This is a genomic window from Psychroflexus tropicus DSM 15496 (assembly GCF_000378765.1).
GTDB classification, from domain to species: Bacteria; Bacteroidota; Bacteroidia; order Flavobacteriales; family Flavobacteriaceae; genus Psychroflexus; species Psychroflexus tropicus.
Genome location: NZ_KB905343.1, coordinates 500,588 through 519,805, shown reverse-complemented (window position 1 = coordinate 519,805; position 19,218 = coordinate 500,588). Strand labels below are relative to the sequence as shown.

The following is a 19,218-nucleotide window of genomic DNA, read 5'->3' as shown; positions in this document are numbered from 1 at the left end:
TAATTAAGGGAATTTAAAGTACGAAGTTTTCGATTAAGCATAATGTTTGATTTAAACCAAAACACTTAAATTTAGAACTAACTCGTCTATTTTTTATATAAATCGTTTTATGCATTTATCCTTTCTGCCTATCGATTTTTCTACTAACACTGAATCCACGTTAATTGATCAAAATGTTGTTATATGTGTTTTCAATGTCTGATAAGTCGGGTGCTTGACCCATCCAAGCATATCGTTCTTTTGAACTTCTCATCCATCTATATAACCAACTGATACCCCATTTTTGGTAGTAGAAATCTTTCTGCTGGTAGATTGGATCTTTTAGTGACTCCTTAAAGCTTACAATCTTGTAATTCACTTTTTCAAATCCTTCTACAATTTGGGTCAAATAATCTGCATTAATGGAATTGTCGTGACATAAATAGATATGGTTAATAGGGCGATTATAAATTGATTCACTCAGTACTTCATAAAATTTCACCAACTCAATAGTCTTTTCGACATATTGCTTTCCAATGGCTGTGGCTTTTTTATATTCTTTTTTGTTGAGATAGTATTCATATACATAATTAAACATCCAATCGGAACTTTCAATTGTAAATGGAGCTATTAAATAGTTTCTTGATTCTAAAAAAGTTCTGATTTGTAGATGTTGAGTAGAATCTTGACCCAAATCATTATATGGAAAACGTAGATACTTATGATTTTTGTCATATAAAGAAGCATATTTTTTGGTCAATATTTCACCTTGCTCAATATCATTTATAAAGTTATCAAATCCCACTTCAGAATATCGAGAATGACTATAACTATGGTTTCCAACTATCGATTGATCATTTTCAATCCACTTCTTCAACAGTTTCTTATTCGCTGCTTCAAAACTATTTTTTGTGATTTTACTTTCATTGATAAAAATGGTAAATGGTATTTTGAGAGAATCCAAAACATTTAGCAAAGTGGCAGAGAAATTGTCTTTTTCATATTTTGAAGTGTTAGGCACATCATCTATGGTGATAGAAATAGACTTTTGTTGGGCAGAAACAGATGTGTTAATTAGGCTAATAACACAAAATGCTATTATTTTAAACTTAAATGGCATCACTTTTTATTTAGTCTTTTAAAGAATTTATAATTTTCGAATCAACCCAGTAAATCTTTTTATTACTAGTGTAGAAAAAATATTTACCGTCCTTTGTTATAAATGGGCAAAGCTCGTGTCCTTCGGTATTAATAATCTCTCCCATATTTTTGGCTTTTGTCCAATTACCATCATCATTTTTAAAACTGATGTATAAGTCACCTTGACCGTAACCTTCTTTTCTTATGCTACAAAAAATGATATAGGACTCATCAGGAGCAATGAATACATCTGCTTCATAATCTTTTGTGTTTATGGATTCATCCATTGGTATTGATTTAAGAAAAGCACCATTTTTATATTTTGACTTATAAATATTAAAGTTATGCTGACTATCAGGCGGAGCGTCAACATTTGAAGAAAAATACATACTCCCATCTAAAGTAAATGACATATAATATTCATTCCTATCGGAATTGACAGTTGTATCTACCTTAAATATTTCTAGATTCCAATCTTTTCCATCCCTTTCGATGTACCAAATGTTATAACTATCACTAATCGTATCGCTCAAGTTAGCTTTATTAGATATAAAATACAGCTGATTTTCATCATTTGAAAGAAAAGGGTCGTTAGCATTATAATGATTGAGAGAAAGCAATGTTTCAGGCTTAGTCCACTCTTTATTTTCTAACTTAGTGAACCAAATCTCTGATTTTCCATTTACATCTACCCCATAGTAAAATTCAGTTCCGCCTTTATTAAACACCGAGCCAAATAGTGATTTGTTTTTCTTAGAAATGATATCGGGAGCAAATAATTCAGGCTGAATTTTAGGCGGTTTTTGCCCCAAATATATAAGGTTCTCGACAGTTTGTGCTGAAAAACTAAAAGGAGAAAGGATTAAGAATGTTATACCTAAAGTTACAATTTTATGTAATATGAGGAATTTCATTCTAGACCGAATTTGTTTTTTGTTTCTAATAGTATGATTTCAGAATCATACCCAATCCCATTTTTGAATACGGTTTCTACTTCTTTGATTACAGCTGAATTTTCCTTTAAATTACCATCCAAGATAACTAAGTCAGCTCTTTTACCTACTTCAATTGTCCCTATATCAGAACGGTCCAATGCCTTGGCTCCGTTACTAGTCATAATTTGAATAGCTTCTTCGGTTGAAAAGCCTGTTTCAATATGAAGTTCATAATTGCGTTGGTCACCAAAGCCAGGAAGAACGTGTCTTCCTGCATCTACACCACTGCATAGCAAGCCACCCATTTTAAAATATTGGTATTCAAACTGCATGATGCGTTTTAAGCTATTGTTTCTTGTTAGGTTATTCAGATTTGCATCAAACGTTTTTCTTCTTTCCTTATATTCATTTTTCAAAAAGGGAGACATAGCTTCTAAAGTCCTTTCATCAGCATAAGCCCTGTTAGGTATACTAGCCTCGTAAATGGAAAGAGTAGAAGTTAATGCGACTCCGTTATTTATCATTAATTTATGTAAGTCTTTAACTTCTTTGCTTCCAATAATAATTTTATTCATATATTCTCTACCACCTACGCAGACACCAAATTCTTTATTTGTTCTGAAATCACTTGTGCTGTTTAATCCATGTTCTATGCCGTCAATTCCCCAATTGGATGCTTCTTCAAAGGTAATCGAACATAAATGTCCCCTTACTTTAGCATCATTTTTATGCGCTTCATCAATCACGATTTTTAAATCGTTTGGAGCTATATTCCTGTAAACCTTAAACCACTTTACTCCCTGCCTTAACCAGTGCTGCATGGTACCTCTTAAATGTGTTTCGTTTCTGGGAATAATCATATTAGGATTACCACTTAATCCTGTAATAAACGGAGCACTAGGAATAATGTCAGGACCTACCACGTTTCCTTCAGCTATCTTTTTTGATAACTCTAACTCTTTATAAGGAGAGGCTGCACCACAGGTCTGAATAGTTGTTACCCCTGATGCTAAATACAATTTGGATGCTATTTCACCAACATCAGGAAACCTGGGTATATGAAGGTGGTTGTGCATCCCAATAATACCTGGAATGATTGTTTTCCCTTTTAAATCAACTATTTTTGAGATCTTAGGAATATTAATTTCACCATCATTTCCTATTGATTTGAATACACCATTTTCAATAAGAAGTGTTTGATTTTGTTTTATGGTATCACCGGTTCCATCAATAATAGTTGCATTGGTTAAAGTAATACTCTTCGAATTATACTTTAAATATTTGTTTTGCTCCTGATTAATCTCTTTTGAAGCACCTGCTGTATTAAATAAATTGCCTGTATTAGTGTTAGCATTTTCATTACAGCTTGCTAATAAAAATATAAGAAATAATACTGTAATTGATTTTTTCTTTTGAAAATGATCAACGGAAAATAAATTTCTTTTATAATATAATTTGGACATTATTTTGAATTTGTTGGGAAATTTTATGCCAAAAGTAAAAGAACTAGATATCAAAGAATTGTAAAAATACGAATATCCATTCCTTTTTTTAGGGAGAGGTAAAATGACCAGTTTTGAATTTTTAATCAGATTTTAATTATATCATTAAAATCTTAGGTAAAATATGGCCCGGATTAATAATAATTATTAATTATAAGACTGGTTAAAGAGTCAATTTATCTTGACCATTTTAAATTTACTAAAAAGATTTCTATATCGACATATTTCTAATGGTTTTGCACACGAGTTAGTAATTTATGGTATAAAAAATCCATGAGTTTACATTAATTCTGTTTCAAATAAATAGATAAAAACAATTGTTTTTTATCTGTATTCTTTGTTATGTGCTGGCATTATTCCAAAGCTTTCAATATATACTTAGGAATCATTTCATTGGGCGGAGTACTTTTACCATACAATGCATATGAATTATAATTTCCGCCTGTAAATACCGTAATCATATCCAATTCTGGCCAAATGTTTATTTTCTGCCCTCCATTTCCAGTAGCTAAATAAGAATTATATCTCTTGCCGTCAATAATGAAATACTTATGTTCCCATCCGTATCCGTAATCTCCTTCTTCTGTATCAAATGTTTTATTAACCCATTCTTCAGAAATAATTTGATTACCTTTCCACTTACCGCCATCTTTATAAAGTTTAGCTAATTTTATTAAGTCCCTCGGGGTGATATACATTTGACTAAACATATTTATGCTTTTCTGATTTGGTTCAAAAGTCCAGTCGTAATTCGAGATTCCTAATGGTTCAAATAGGTTCTTTTCCGCAAAATCTTCGATATTTTTTTCAGTGGTAATCTCGACTAAACTACCCAAAGTGAGAGGACATCCTGTACAATAAGATGAGGTTTGACCGGGCTCTTTGACCATGGGTAGATCAAGTGTATGTTTGACCCAATCTTCACTTTGCATCATTTTCAACTCATAACCTTCGCTTTCAGGATTATTATTCTCACAGTCCATGCCGTGCCGATACCTTAGGAAATTTTCAATGGTTATATCTTTTTTCCTGTCATCCATATTTGCGATTTCCTGATATCTGGAATTGAAATAAGGCAAAAGTCTATCGTCCTCGCTTTTAATAAACCCCTTGTCAATAGCAATTCCAAGGACTCCGCCAATAAATGGCTTAGTGGCAGACCTCAATTGATGAGGTGTGTTCTTATCGTAACCATAGAAATATTCCTCTAATACTAGCTTGTCATTTTTGTGTATGAGTATACTATGCACATCTGGATAGTGTCCCATAATGGTTTCTTTCACCATTTCAATAATAGGTTGAGAATTATCAAAAGTAGTTTCTAAATTCCCTACCGATAAACCATCATTCAGGTCTTTCGGCACCTGATAAGCATAAGAATCAGGAATGCCATATAATTCTTTTCTAGGATACACTATCGACCTATCAAAATCATCGTTGAGAAAAGCAAATGTCTTTCCTTCAGTTTTGTAACTTTTAACTTTACTTTTTTTATCTCTTTGGAAAATGACAGGCTTACCCTGAATATCAGTGAACTTATTAGTATCCATATAATTTAAAGGATACTTGGCACCATCAATGAGCGCATAAAGCGTGGTATCAAGTTCCGAGGCGAAAATTAGTAGAGAAGAATTATTTATGTATTCATATTCCCCCTCATACTCTTGAAGCTTTTTATAAGAAATCTGCTTTGGATATGGATCATCGTCTGAAAGTATTAGACCGTTTCCAACTTCCCAGTTGTCATATTCCATGTAGTATGCAGTACGTTTGGCAGCCTCAAATCCCTTAAGTTTAGCTACCAGGTGCAATGCTCCGTCTATACCAGCAGAGATACCCGCTGTGGTAATGATGTTACCATTATCTACAAAGCGAACATTTTTCCTTACATCTATTGCCGGATACGCAGCTTCTAGATCGGGCAATGCATCATGAAAGGTAGTAGCAATTTTTCCATCCAGAATACCTGCCTGAGCTAATATGAAGGCACCTGTACATACAGAAAAGTAATACTGTACCCCTTGCTGTTGTCTTATCCAGTTTATTATGTTTTCATCTTCATATGCTGAGCTGGCATTGCCTCCAAAGAAGGCCAAAATATCTGCCTGAGGAGCATCATCTATACTGTAATCAGGAGTTATGGTAAGCACTCCCTGTGACTTTATAGGTTGCCTGTTTTTGGAAACTGTATATACTTCATAGCCCGCATAAGAAAAAACTTCAAGAGGTCCTGCAAAGTCCAATACTTCTACCCCATCCTGCAGATAAAACGCAATAGTTTTAGGTAGTTCTCTTTTTACCAGTGCCATATTGCATTGAGAGCAAATACCTGGTTCTGAATACACTTCCTGATCGCAAGAGTTATCACAAGGCGGGCAGATGTAGGTAGAGTCTTCTTTTGAGCTAGAATTTTGCGCTATCGCAGCACATATAAAAAACAATAAAGGAAATATTAAGATTATTTTTTTCATATCATCTTTAATTGATAAATCAAATCTAAAAAAGTTGATAGGATCAAAAAGGACAAAGATGCGCAGAATAAGGACAAATAAATTTCAGGAGTATGTTAATGAATAGAAGCTTTATATTTATTAAGCAAGCTCCGAAGCTGGTTTGTACTTTTGAGACCGCATTCACTTGCTACTTCATCCATTTTTTTGCCCTCTGCTAAAAGATGCATAGCCCTTTCTACTCTTAGCTTTTCGATGTATTTCCCGATGGTAATACCTGTCGTTTTTTTAAATAACCTTGTCAAGTTACGAGGACTCATATAAGCATGTTCCGCTAGATCTTCAATAGTGAATTTTTTGTTCAGATTCTGAGCCAATAAATCCTGAACTTGGTGCACTTGGTTTTCGATATGATTTCTGTACTGTAAAAAAACGCTTAGTTGGGGGTCAGAGGCAGTTCTGCGGAGATAGACTACAACTTCTCTGGCAATTTCAGAAGCGACAACAGATCCGAATTGCTCTTCAAGTAGAAAGAGTGATAAGTCAATACCTGAAGAAATACCTGCTGTAGAGTAAATATTTTGATCTTTTACGAATAGTCTGTCTGCACATAATTTAGCATCAGGAAATCTATATCTAAAATCGCTAAGATATTTCCAGTGAGTAGTACAATTCTTTCCATCTAATAAGCCTGCTTTAGCTAGCAGATATGCTCCAGTACATACTGCACATATCTTCGCTTTTTGCTGATGTTGTAGCAGCAGCCACTCGTAGAATTGAACGTGTTCCTTCAAAAAGACCTCATTCAGCAAAAGCTCAGATTCCAGTCCCGGAATAATAAGCCAATCATTTGGACCTAAAACGAAATCATTAAAGCGCTTAAGTTTTCCTAAAGATATTTCGGCAGTTGATTTTTCTTCTGATTCATTACTAAGACTAACATAAGAGATCTCAATAGGTGCACCATAACTTTTAGCTTCATAAAAAATATGGGCAGGTCCTGTTAGGTCTAATAAATGAACGCTTGGAGGCACCAGAAATACAGCTCGATAATGATACTCTGAATTTTTATTATGCATTTTTACAAAATCTAAATCTTAAGGTGATAAGTATTCTTTTGAACACCTTAACTTTAACTTGCAATGTAGAATTTTATTTATTTGTCTAGGATTTTAACGCAATCAAAAATATAAAAGCCCTGAAAAGGACTTAAAAACATTTTATTTTTAAAATTATAGTGGCTTGTAAATGGTTAGAATAACTGATTACTTTATCACTGGTTTAAAAGCTTTTTATATTTTCTCTTAACAGCTCTAGAACCCTTTAGGCAACTAATTAATTCAACAAATATGTCACCTTTCATCTTACCCCAAATTTCGTAATCAGAATTTTCAATAGGATAAATCTCATTTAGATATTCGGTATCGTACATATCGATTTGATGTCCGTATATATAAGTCTTAAAATCAAAACATTTGCCACAATCTGTAACTTCCTCAGAGTGGGAAATTACAAAACAGTTTAAATTAATGTCTGGCAGATCTATGCAACCAGCATCAATTTCATCTTTAGCAGGAATAGAATCTTTTCTTGTTGGGAGAGATGCCAGGATATTTAAATTATCTTGATTCTTGAGAACTACAAAATATTTTGGTTTAGCCTTATTACCATTTTTAAAATAAAATGGGTCAAAATAAATGATATTACCTTCCTCAAACATTTCTAGTGTGATTCCTGATAATCATCATAAACCATTTTTTTTCTATCATCGTGACTTACTAATAAACCCATGTCAATGAGAATTTCAGTATTATTTATCTCTTCGCTTTCTAATAATTGTAAAACGGAGTTTTCCAGAGCAGTGTTGTACCAAGGCGAGGTTTTCCTATGTGTATAAGAAACTAACTCTTTAGCTGTTTGTTGACCGAATCGTTCAACAACAAAATCTAATAAATCAATATCATTATCTGAGAATTCATCGTCATTAAAATCAGAAATTGGTCTTATTATAGTTGTACCTTCATCAGAAGATCTTTCAATATACTTTTTTAACAAGGTAGTTTCTGATGATAGATCAATAAAGATTTCTTCAGAAACTGGCCCGAATTTCCAAACTTTATACTTCAAATTAAAGTAAGGGATCCCACTCTTTTTGATAGACAACTCGTCTAAAATATAGATAAGCTTTAAGGCTTTGGTTTTGGATAAATTAGGAATTTTATTGGACAAGTAAACAATAGCATTCCCTACCTTATCTATTTGAGTGTTAGATAATCTTATGTAAGTTGCTTTTTCCACTTTGCAAAAATAGTAAAAAATTCTGATTAAACATTAAGTTCATTTGAAGAGTAAAGTCTCTGGATATGATTTCGTAGCGGAGATCCGCAAGATTCTTTCTGCCGTAGACTAAAGATAGCTAAATAGCATTGAATTAAGCCAAAGAGTCTATTTACGTTCAATCATAGCCAGTTTTCTATCATTTTAAATCGTCAGAAAAATGTCCTTTATGTTTACCTTTTGAAAATTTTTCTCTATTAAATTCATCTGAATTGCCTTTTGGAATAGTTAAGCCATCCCACTCATTTCCTTTAATCATTCTTCCAATATATACCAATTGACCAATATGATAGGAGTAGTGGGCTAATTGTCGGTTTACCGCCTCAATTATTGAGTGCTCTTGATTTCTGATATAGACTTTTGTATCAAAATTATCTTTAGTTATAGAGTCCAATGCTTCAAACAAACACTTCCATCCATCATTCCATTTTTCAATTAGTTCAACTTTGGTTTTGATGACTGATTCAAATTCCAAATCCCTACTCCGCCATTCTTTTTCTCCGTCTGAAGTCAAAAAGTCAGTCCAACGAGATTTCATATTTCCCCAAAGGTGATTTATTATTATTGCGATAGAATTTGATTGTTCGTTTAATTGCCAAAACAAATCCCTTTCTTCAAGTTGGTCAAAAGCTTTTTCTCCAACAGATTTATAATATTCAAATTGTTTTCTTATGCTTTTTTGATATTCATTTATCATTCAGAATTTTGATTTTATAGATTGTCACCAACTAGTTATTGTGTATAAAATAAACGTTTACATGGATAGATTACACTACAAACCCATGTTTTTGTAAAATTAACCACATAACGCAAAAGTCTAAATCCAACCCAATCAAAACTATAAAAGCCCTGGAAAGAGCTTAAAACGACTCATTTTTAGAGTTTAGTGGCTTATGCGAAGGTTACAAATATTGTGTAACGTTTTTATTTCTGCCGATTTCCGATATCAATTAGTCTTTCCATCATTTCTGGATTTTCCATTAATTTAGGTAAGAAAGTCATTAACATTTCATTTTGACTACTTTCTTTCGGTGCATTTAATAAAACTTTAAAGTTTTCATCTTGTTTATCAATTAGCTTCGATATTTGTTCTTTAACATCTTTTCTTGTTTCATCCGAAATAGTTTCAACCCGTTGAACTTTGCTTTTAATTTCATCTAATACTTTTTCCGTTTCTGTTTTTGTTCTTTTAGCTTCTTCCAATTGTGATTTAGCAAGAAAACCTTGCCAAAAAGCAACAAATATTGCTATCAAAGAAATACCTAATGCAATTAATTCAAAATTTGTCATTTGCTTATTATTTAATTTCGTTAAAAAGTTTGTCCAAAATTTCAACTTGAACGAATGGCAAAAATTCTTCATACAAAGTAGCTGCTCTTACATTCGTTAATTTTCCCGTATTTGAGGGTATGCTAATATGAAATTCATTTTTCACAATCCATCTTACTGGAAGTTCAAAATTTCTTCTGTTTATCGATAAATTCTCTCTTTTGTCAAACAGTTGATTAACAAGTGATTTTTTTACAATACCTATTCCTTTCACTCTCAAATCAAGAGAACCTGGTTTATTAGCTTTCAGATAAATAATATCCCCAACTTTTATGCTTGATATCTGGTTATATAAATCTTCCCCATCACTTATGTCCCAACCAATCACGTAATTTTCGTTATTAAAAAAATCTTCTTTAATCTCTTTTCCTTCCCAATTAGAACCTGCACCAAATATTGCCATTGATATTATTTTAAATTAAATTCTATCGCTTCAGTCAAATGTTACACAACTCGCTAAATATCCCTAAAAGTACATTTTTACATCAAATGTAGGCTTCCCTTTTTTGGTCTTATCAATAAGCAAATCAAAAATTTTCACTAAAAAATATCTATCATATTTCAACTATTTTGTTACTAATAGCAATGGTTTTCGTGAATTTTAGAATTTGGTACAATGACTTGTTGGATATTTTTTATATTTTTAAAATTACACTTATATTTAAAACATCCGTTTTTTTTTGCAATTTACCGAATGAGGTATATTTATTATTTTAAATTATCTAAATTCAATTTAGGATAATGAACTTTTGCATATTCCATAAATTCATCTAGAGAATTAGGATATTGTAATACAAATTCAATCAATTCATCTTTCGGTTTTCTATATTGATTATAAATTTCCTTTATTATTGCTTTTTTGGTACCATCCTTCATTTCAGTAACCATTTTACTATTTGAGGGTCTTTTGTTTTCTAGGACCTCTTTTGAAAGATAATTCTTAGAAATAAACCAATTATATCTTGACGAATATTCTCGCTTACCAGATAAAATATCAGCTGGAAGCAATATTATCTTAGAATTAATAAATGGCAGTTTTACTTTTTTTGTATCCCATTTTTTACTTTTTGAATTATAATATTCTATAGTAACATTTTTCAAATATTCATTACTAATCATATATTTTGTGCAAATGGAAACTGTAAATTCTGAGAAAATATCTCTACATACATTTGAGATTATATCAGACATAATATCTTGTCCTATTCCCTTTACAAGTAATAATACATTATGAGCTTCATTAGTTATAGAAAAGGCTTGACTGGCGAATCTGTTACCTCTTAGTGCATAAAATATTTCTTCAGATTTTGATTTTGAAATTGCTTTTCCTTTATTAGATGAAGAATAACCTAGGTGGAATTCATTTGGTTCATGCAGATGATTTAAAAATGGAATACCATTTTTATAATCATTTATTTTAATATAAGAATTATTGAGTTCTCTTAAAAATTCTTGAAGCCTTTGACTAACTTTTTTAATAAAAATATCAGATTTATTTTTTTCAATCAAGAAAGGGTCAATAAAAGCTAAAATATCTTCTTCGTTTGTGGGGATATCTAGAAATTCATAAGCTTGGTTTGGAAGTTTAAATTTTCTGGAGAAATTATGTGACATAAATTAAAGATTAGATTTCAAAAATTTTAAAAAAGCCTTAGTCAGCTATCTTCTAGCAATTTACAACAAATATTTATTTTATAACGGTTTAACTAAAAAATTACACATTTTAAGCTATCTATGAGATAAACATATCTAATGAACATGATAAATCAAATTCATTAGAAGGTTTGATCATTAAACAAGTTTTCTACTTTTCGTAACAATAAAATATTTTTAAAAAATTAAAATCATTTAATCCTTTACATTTGTATTTCTCACTAAAACTCAAGGATGAAAATTAAGATTGACTTATCAGTTTTAACTGAAATATTAAACCTAAAAAATAAGCAGGAGGAGGATGTGATAACTGAATTAAAAAAAATCTATAAAGATTTTGAGTTTAATTTAATCGATGGTGTAGCTGAAATTGATATAGATGACATAAACTTGATGCCAGATCAAGTCCATAATAATCTAGTAGGATTGTGTGAAAAAGGGAGTTTAAATAAAGCTTTACAAAAAGCTCAAAGTCTACTTACAAAATATCCTCACTCTTCTGAACTTAATCGGATATTAGCTCAAATTTATTTTCAAACTGGTGATATCGTACAAGCAGAAAATTTTTTAATCTCAGCTTTAAAGTTGAATCCCAAAAATACATATGCGCTTATTTTAATGGGAAATTTACAGCATGAAAGATCTGAGTTAGAATCGGCCTTAAGCTATTGGAATACTGCTTTAAAATACGATCCAGACGATTATCTTTCTTTATCTAATATAGCTAGTCTTTTAGCTCAACAGAATCATTTGGATGAGGCCAAGAGCTTTTTTGAAGAATCTATTAAAGTGAATTCTAAATTCCCAAATGCTTTATATGGTTTAGCATTAGTATATTACAATCAAGGTGAAATGGATTTTGCCTTTGATAAGGTTGTAACAGCTCTGAAATGTTCAAAGCCCAAAGAAGAAGTATATGAGAATGCGAAACAGTTGGCAATAGAAATTTCAAAAGAACTGACAAAAAATAATTTACCTGAAGTAGAATCTGATATTCATCAACAAAAAGATGATTTGATAAAAAAGTCGAAGAAAAAAATCAAAATTGAGCTTTCGAACACTATAGATACTCTTGCTAAATTAGAAGTCGCAGAGTATAAAAACAAGGATTACCATAGGTTACTTTATAAGAAAAAAGATTTGACTGTTCCTCATTTGATGCTACATGAGTTATATCACCTTGAGTTTATTATTGAGGCTCGAAAAATTCAGAATAATTTTCTTTTTACTTCAAATCAATCACACCTCGATAAGTTTTTTAAGGAATTGAGTAATTTCAGGGCAGGCCTTTCGAAGAAAGGAATACCCTCAGAAAATATTAAAAAGTTAATAACATCTCTATTTAATGGTTTGAATTCTCAGGTTTTTAATACACCAATAGACCTGTTTATTGAGCAAAATATTTATAAAAATCATCCTAAAGCAAGGCCAGTTCAGTTACTCTCATTGTATAAAATTATATCAGACGGAGTTAAGGCGACAACAGACAAGGAAGTAGTTAATATTATGCCGAAATCCATCGTTTCTAAATCCAAAATATTAAACTTGGTCCATGCCCTTTGGTACAAAAAATTCTACGGAATTGATTTAGTTCCTGAATTCAAATCAAATAAAATTGAAAGAAACCAAGCTGAAAATTTGTATCATGAGTACCTTGAATACTCGAAAGATAAAGAACCTTCAGAAGAGTATGAACTTTTAAAACATTGGGCTGAAGACTTAGATTTAGATGGTTTATTTGAGCTTAAGAAAGAAAATACAAATAAGTCAAAAACTGCAGAAGATGTAATCGATGAAGTCAATTCGGACCCATATGGTGTAGAAAGTGAAGAACCTGATTATATTGTTGAAGAACGTAGAAAATTTATAGAGTCACATGGTAGTGATGAGATCAATACTGCTGTTGTAATGTATATGGTTGGTGCATTAGATTTTTTTAATTCTAGGTCCAAAGAGGACATTAAAAAAATAGCGTTTGAATTTGCTACGCTTGGAATGACTGGGATAGATCCATCAAAAGGAAATTACGAGGTACCTTCTATTAATAAGAAAATGTCAGGTTATCAAGCTTTAGCTTATTACTACGTGAGTTGGGCGCTCGGCATCCCCGAAATGCTTTCAGATCTCGGTATGCCTTTTCAAGAGGAGTATGAATTAGCAAAAAAAGCCCTTTAAAAACCAAATCATGATAAGTATTCACTTCCCAAGAAATGATAAAGAAGCCTCAGCCTATGACGGCTTTTTAGATGAAAAAGGTAATTTTAATATATTATTTTCAACAGATAAGATCACTCCAATTTTGGAACTTGAAAATAGAATAAATCAATTTCTAGAGGAAAATGGATACAAGTCGATAAAGTTGAACAGTGTAGATAAGGCTATTGTTTTTGAAAACGAGATCTTATGCCTTTCTAAAGTCGAAAAGGAAGCTTCACTTCGACTTGTGTTGTATAAGGGAATAAATTCTTCCTTGAAGCTTATCATTAAAGCTTTAGAAACATTTAGAGAAGAAAGGGATTGGAAGCAATTTCATAAACCAAAAGACCTAGCTATGGCATTGTCAATCGAGGCTAGTGAATTGCTAGAATGTTTTCTTTGGAAAGAGATTTCGTCAGCGAACAAAAAACAAATTGATCACGAAGTAGCTGATATTTTTTCTTTTTTATTATATCTAGTTACAGACTTAGAGATCGACCTAGAATCAGTTATTTTGGAAAAGATAGAGTTGAATTCAAAAAAATATCCAATATCAAAATCTAAAGGGGTCAGTACTAAATATGATAAATTGTAACCACTAACCAAAACTAAAGCTTATGCTTGTTTACAATAAGACTAAAGAGGATTTTAGTAATGATGTCTTAACCAATAACATACATAATATCGTTTCAAAACATATATTGGAACGTACTGGTAAAAAAGTAGCTAGTAACGAGCTTAGATCTTTTCAAAATTCACTTCAATATATGGATAGGGTACTTTATGACAATGAAATCCCTAAAGATTGTGGTATTTCTATTGAATATCATTTACCACAAACATCAAAAAGAGTCGATTTTATAGTATCAGGTACCTCCGATGGAAAAGAAAACGTTATTATTATTGAATTAAAGCAATGGCAAGAAGCTGAAGCCACTTTAAAAGATGGGATTGTCAAAACAAGATTTCAGCATGGAATTACAGAAACAAGTCATCCCTCCTATCAGGCTTGGTCTTATGCTGCTTTATTACAATCCTTTAACGCGACAGTAGACGAAGAACATATAAATTTATATCCCTGTGCTTATCTTCATAACTACGAACCGGACTCAAATATCACCAGTGATTTTTATAGCTATTACATAGAGAAAGCGCCTATTTTTCTTCAACCTGATGCAATAAAACTAAGGGAATTCATCAAACGTTTTATAAAGGAAGGCGATCACTCTAATATTATGTTTCGCATTGACAACGGTAAAATTAAACCTACTAAAAGTCTTGCTGATAGCCTAAAAAACATGATAAAGGGAAATCAAGAGTTTGTAATGATTGATGACCAAAAAGTAGTTTACGAAACAGCTCTTGATTTAGGTATTAAGTCAAATGAAAAACATAAAAACGTTCTGATTGTAGAAGGTGGTCCAGGGACTGGTAAGTCTGTTGTAGCTATTAATTTGTTGGTAGAATTGAACAGAAGGGGTAAAATGTCCCAATATGTGACCAAAACGTCAGCACCTAGAGATGTCTATTTTGAGAAACTATCAGGAACTAAAAAGAAGGTCGAACTTAAAAACTTGTTCGTTGGCTCAGGTACATTTATAAATGCTCCAAAAAATGCAATAAATACACTTATAGTGGATGAGGCTCATCGCCTAACAGAACGAACTGGCTTTTTAAAAAGAGGTCATAACCAAATCATTGAAATTATTGAAACTGCTTTGTCATCAGTATTCTTTATTGATGAAAATCAACGTGTTTCTGTAGATGATTACGGTGAATCCTATTTGATAGAGAAGTTTGCTGAAGAAAGAAATATTGGCATTACAAAACTTAAGCTTGAATCACAATTTAGATGTAATGGCTCTGATGGATACCTCGCTTGGCTGGACAATGTTCTTCAAATTAGAGATACTGCAAATTTTGATTTAAAAAGCCTGGACTATGAATACGACTTTAGAGTTTTTGATGATCCATTAGCTCTTCAGCAAGAAATCTTCAAAAAGAATAAAGTAAATAATAAAGCAAGGTTAGTTGCTGGCTATTGCTGGCCTTGGGACAGTAAAAAAAATCCTGATGTTTTTGATTTTAAAGAAGAAGAATTTGGATTTAATATGAAGTGGAATATGACAGACTATGGGGGAAAGTGGGTCATAGAAGAGGAATCAGTTACAGAAATAGGATGCATTCATACTGCTCAGGGTCTTGAACTTGACTACATAGGAGTAATTATAGGAGAAGATCTTATTGTAAGAAATGGAGAGGTATTAGTTCAACCCGCTAAAAGAGATAAAGGTGACCGAACCGTATTTGGTTGGAAAAGCGGTATAAAAAAAGATCCAGAATATTGGAAATCCCTTTTAAAAGAGATTATCAAAAACACCTACAGAACTCTAATGACTAGAGGAATGAAAGGCTGTTATATCTATTGTAAGGATCAAGAAACAAGGGATTATTTTAAAGAACAGTCCTCTTAAATTAAAAAACCAGGCCAACCTTCTAGCTATGGATCCCCGATGAACATATTGGAGCAGCCCCTCAACAGTGTCTTCAGCGGGCTCTGCTGAGTTTATCGAAGGCTGGCCTATCGGCGCGTCGAAGGCTTAGTTATTGTGCAAAGTTTTATATACCGCAAATTTCATTAAACCCATCAATTCTTTTCTCACAGTATGTGTAGAGTCTGAACCATTCTTCTCTTGATATTTCCTGTTGTTTAATAACTTTGTCTACAATAGGTTTTAACTCTAAATTCTCATAATCAAATAGAGTTGATGCAAAAATTAAATGGGGTTTATCTCTAATAAATTCTGATAAATCTTCTTGAATTCTTTGTTGTCCAAGGCCTGTTGATTTCCGAAATTTATTTCCGAAAAACACTCTATCTATAATCTGTCTATTGAAACAATTTCTTTCCATTAATATCTCAACATCTAGTTTGGTAACTTCTTCAAAAATTAGCTTCTCAATTATTTCTTCATTTGGTAAATGTGAAGCAGATAAGATTTTCTCAATATCTATTTCTAAACCTTTAACCTCTCCGAGAGTCTCAGAATAATTTCTAATAAGTAAATAGAACAAAAAGCCTCTGTCAAAATTGTTCATAAATTTCTTTGAGCGATTTAACCAAACTTCATCTTTGGATAAATCTTTAGGAATTAAAACATCATCAAATAAAGACTCAGGTATATTCAGAGCTATTTTGGCAAAAACAGATGAAATTTTATATCCTAAAATTGGGTCGTTGATTTTTAAAAAAACGGACGTTAGATGAACAGCGGCTGAGTATAAAGTTAATTTTGGATGATAAAGCTTCTTCTCAATTTTAGCAGATAGTGCCTTTAATTGTAATTCCTTATAAGGTGATTCTAATTTTAAAGCTTCATCAAGTAGAAACCTATATTCGATATACGTTGCTGTTGTTTCTAGAAGTGATACGACACTTATTGGAACTCTACTTATTTTTTGTCCATCACTTGAACTAAAAGTTATAAAATGGATTGGTTTATCCTCATTAACTTTTCCTTCAAAATTAAAACGAATTCCAACAGTCAATTGAAATTTCCACGGATCAGCATAACTACCTTCAACTAAACTGTATTGTTCGGTGTAATATTCTAAAAAGTAATCCCTTTGAAGGTTAAGTATTAAATTTCTATAATGATGAAAATCGTGTTCATTACCTAGAATTGAAGTGTTAAAGGCTCTAAATATTCTATAAATATTTAATATTCCCCAATATGTACTTACTTGGTCAATATAATGTTGATGTTCATGCAAATAGGTGCTGAATCTATTTTTATCTGCGCTCGGATTTGATACTGCCTTTTTAAATTCAGTTTCGTCCTCAAACTCATTCAGTTGTATGTAGTTTCCAAGACAATGATAGCAGCCTAAAGTGTCTACATTTGGGAATTTTTTCCAACTTTTTATATTTTCCTGAAACTTCATTTTAAATTTATTCCCAACTCATTATACATCCCTAAAAATACAAGTTCATAACAAATACCCACACCAAAACCACATCTTTTTATAAAATTAGCCAAATAACGCAAAAGCATAAACCCAACTTAGGCAAAACTACAAAAGCCATGAAAAGGGATAAAAACAACTCATTGTTTAGAGGATTTCTACAAGTTAACCAAGCCTACAATCCAGACAAAATCACCATTTTACCCCTAGATAATATTTCAAGAAAACCAGGCCGACCCTAGTGGCTCCAGATCCCCCGATGAAGATATCGGGATAGGCCCTCAACAGGGAATTCATGTTCGGTTTCCGATGAGTCGAAACAGGCTGTTCCAACCACACAAAAGTTTATTAATTGGTGCAGTATTATTTTTTTATAATTAAATCTTTTCCAGAATTGTTACAGGATTTTCCATTAAAACTTCCCAAAATGGGAATGGCGATGATTGTCCTCCCCAATACTTTTCCGCAACAACTTGCAATCCAATAATGCAGCCCGCCTGTCTAACAAGATTCATATCGGCTACAGAATATTTATGACACCTCACTTTATAAATGTCTCCAATGTTACCAAAAGTATTAGTCTTCAATTTTAATGCGTCATCGACTGTCAGGCAACCAAATGTAATTTCAAATCTAGATTTTCTTTCTGGGAATTTCAATTTTCTTACAAGTTCAAATGTAGTTTCAAGAGTCAATTCGTTTAGAGTAAATTCTAATCGTTGTCCAATTGATTTATATGGTTTATGTAAATGCATTTCTCCGTGTTTTGAAATTCCATCTGGAAAGTTCTTGGACTTATATTCTCTAAATTCTTGGGCAGAATAAAACCCTTCTGTTTCAATGTGTCCGCTAAAATGTTGTAATTCAAACTTATTAATGTCTGCCAAATTAGTCCTAGATACGTGATAAAATTCAGCCATAATTCTAGTAGTCTATTTTGATATGTAAGAATTACCACTAACTCTCACATCTCCGTAAAAATAGACATTTAACTCAACTATCTATGCAAAAACGCATCTTTAAATATAATACGATTCAATAACAAGAGAGCATAAACTGAAAAACTAAAACTTAGAGTCATTCATCTCCCAAAACCTCAATCCAAACAACTTAAAAAAGCCTTAGAAGGGCTATGTAAAGGTTACAGATGTTAGCATTAATTGTTCTTTTTAAAATTTTTTGGTCAATTTATCAGCCAATTCTGAAGTAATATCTGGATTGACTCTAATCATCAAATCTTTATCTACTTTTGATAGTGTCGGTTCAATTGCCCTTAGCTTTTTTATTATATCTGCATCGATACTTAGGAGTTTTTCTACTAAGTTACTGGCGTTTGTGTAGCTCTGTGCGTTGGATGTCCAATTGTTTCCATGTCCATTTTCTCGACAGTAAATTATAGAAAATAAATTTGCCAATCCTTCTTCTAACACATTTGCGTTTTGACTTCCTGTCGGACACAAGCAATGAATCGATTCATGAGCAACTTGAAATACAGCACGGTTAATGTCATTTATGCAATTTTCTGTAATCTGAATAACAACATGTTTACAGTCGTCAGGATACCAAATTTGTGGATTTCCATTGGTCGTAAACTCCACACCTAGTATTGTATATGACTTATCCCTTTCACCATACTTTTCTTCGGCCGTTCTTAAAATATGTCCAAGCTTAGATGTAATGGTCCAACTATTTCCATTCGGTATAGGATGCGATTTAAATATTGAACTCATT

The 19,218-nt window shown here is 32.0% G+C and carries 18 protein-coding genes; 4 read left to right on the top strand and 14 right to left on the bottom strand.

The annotated features are described in order from the left end of the window. Positions 1–160: 160 nt before the first annotated feature. From F598_RS0107230 to F598_RS0107180, 11 genes are all read right to left on the bottom strand, one after another. Complete coding sequence (locus tag F598_RS0107230; protein ID WP_019038368.1) at positions 161–1,099, bottom strand: polysaccharide deacetylase family protein; 939 nt, start codon at positions 1,097–1,099, stop codon at positions 161–163. Between the two features lie 10 nt (positions 1,100–1,109). Beyond that, a complete protein-coding gene (locus tag F598_RS0107225) occupies positions 1,110–2,033 on the bottom strand; it encodes a PD40 domain-containing protein (RefSeq protein WP_019038367.1) in 924 nt (307 codons plus the stop codon). Beyond that, positions 2,030–3,517, bottom strand: a complete 1,488-nt coding sequence (locus F598_RS0107220) for an amidohydrolase family protein (RefSeq protein ID WP_019038366.1) — start codon at positions 3,515–3,517, stop codon at positions 2,030–2,032. The genes F598_RS0107225 and F598_RS0107220 overlap by 4 nt, the downstream gene beginning before the upstream one ends. A 392-nt stretch (positions 3,518–3,909) precedes the next feature. Continuing rightward, positions 3,910–6,027: a DJ-1/PfpI family protein gene (locus F598_RS0107215; protein WP_019038365.1), complete on the bottom strand. Its 2,118-nt coding sequence runs from the start codon at positions 6,025–6,027 to the stop codon at positions 3,910–3,912. Between the two features lie 95 nt (positions 6,028–6,122). After that, on the bottom strand, positions 6,123–7,085 hold the full coding sequence (locus F598_RS0107210; RefSeq protein WP_019038364.1) for a GlxA family transcriptional regulator: 963 nt from the start codon (positions 7,083–7,085) through the stop codon (positions 6,123–6,125). A 194-nt stretch (positions 7,086–7,279) separates the two neighbouring features. Then, complete coding sequence (locus F598_RS0107205) at positions 7,280–7,726, bottom strand: hypothetical protein (protein ID WP_019038363.1); 447 nt, start codon at positions 7,724–7,726, stop codon at positions 7,280–7,282. 2 nt (positions 7,727–7,728) lie between these two features. Next, on the bottom strand, positions 7,729–8,304 hold the full coding sequence (locus F598_RS0107200) for a Panacea domain-containing protein (protein WP_019038362.1): 576 nt from the start codon (positions 8,302–8,304) through the stop codon (positions 7,729–7,731). 178 nt (positions 8,305–8,482) lie between these two features. Continuing rightward, on the bottom strand, positions 8,483–9,040 hold the full coding sequence (locus F598_RS0107195; RefSeq protein ID WP_019038361.1) for a DUF1572 family protein: 558 nt from the start codon (positions 9,038–9,040) through the stop codon (positions 8,483–8,485). Positions 9,041–9,267: 227 nt separating this feature from the next. Further along, on the bottom strand, positions 9,268–9,633 hold the full coding sequence (locus tag F598_RS0107190; RefSeq protein WP_157594974.1) for a hypothetical protein: 366 nt from the start codon (positions 9,631–9,633) through the stop codon (positions 9,268–9,270). 7 nt (positions 9,634–9,640) lie between these two features. Next, positions 9,641–10,075 (bottom strand): hypothetical protein, encoded by a 435-nt coding sequence (locus tag F598_RS0107185; RefSeq protein WP_019038359.1) that lies wholly within the window; start codon positions 10,073–10,075, stop codon positions 9,641–9,643. Between the two features lie 305 nt (positions 10,076–10,380). Then, the gene (locus F598_RS0107180; protein ID WP_019038358.1) at positions 10,381–11,286 is read right to left on the bottom strand and encodes a hypothetical protein; all 906 of its coding nucleotides are present in this window, start codon (positions 11,284–11,286) and stop codon (positions 10,381–10,383) included. A 273-nt stretch (positions 11,287–11,559) separates the two neighbouring features. Between F598_RS0107180 and F598_RS0107175 the strand changes: the two genes are divergently transcribed. Genes F598_RS0107175 through F598_RS0107165 form a run of 3 tightly spaced genes read left to right on the top strand, consistent with a single transcriptional unit; the run spans position 11,560 to position 15,995 of the window. Beyond that, positions 11,560–13,500: a tetratricopeptide repeat protein gene (locus F598_RS0107175; protein WP_019038357.1), complete on the top strand. Its 1,941-nt coding sequence runs from the start codon at positions 11,560–11,562 to the stop codon at positions 13,498–13,500. A 10-nt stretch (positions 13,501–13,510) separates the two neighbouring features. After that, positions 13,511–14,116, top strand: a complete 606-nt coding sequence (locus F598_RS14925; protein ID WP_019038356.1) for a nucleotide pyrophosphohydrolase — start codon at positions 13,511–13,513, stop codon at positions 14,114–14,116. 22 nt (positions 14,117–14,138) lie between these two features. Then, a complete protein-coding gene (locus F598_RS0107165; RefSeq protein WP_019038355.1) occupies positions 14,139–15,995 on the top strand; it encodes a DUF2075 domain-containing protein in 1,857 nt (618 codons plus the stop codon). 145 nt (positions 15,996–16,140) lie between these two features. Here the strand turns inward: F598_RS0107165 and F598_RS0107160 are convergent, their stop codons facing one another. After that, positions 16,141–17,466, bottom strand: a complete 1,326-nt coding sequence (locus F598_RS0107160; protein WP_019038354.1) for a hypothetical protein — start codon at positions 17,464–17,466, stop codon at positions 16,141–16,143. A gap of 140 nt (positions 17,467–17,606) precedes the next feature. On the opposite strand from F598_RS0107160, the gene F598_RS15715 reads away from it, so the two are divergent. Next, entirely contained in the window at positions 17,607–17,729 is a 123-nt protein-coding gene (locus F598_RS15715; protein WP_281163566.1) for a hypothetical protein, read from the top strand. 135 nt (positions 17,730–17,864) lie between these two features. On the opposite strand, the gene F598_RS0107150 is transcribed toward F598_RS15715, so the two are convergent. Continuing rightward, positions 17,865–18,407: a hypothetical protein gene (locus tag F598_RS0107150; protein ID WP_019038352.1), complete on the bottom strand. Its 543-nt coding sequence runs from the start codon at positions 18,405–18,407 to the stop codon at positions 17,865–17,867. Positions 18,408–18,656: 249 nt separating this feature from the next. Beyond that, a complete protein-coding gene (locus F598_RS0107145) occupies positions 18,657–19,217 on the bottom strand; it encodes a hypothetical protein (protein ID WP_157594973.1) in 561 nt (186 codons plus the stop codon). Position 19,218: the final 1 nt, after the last annotated feature.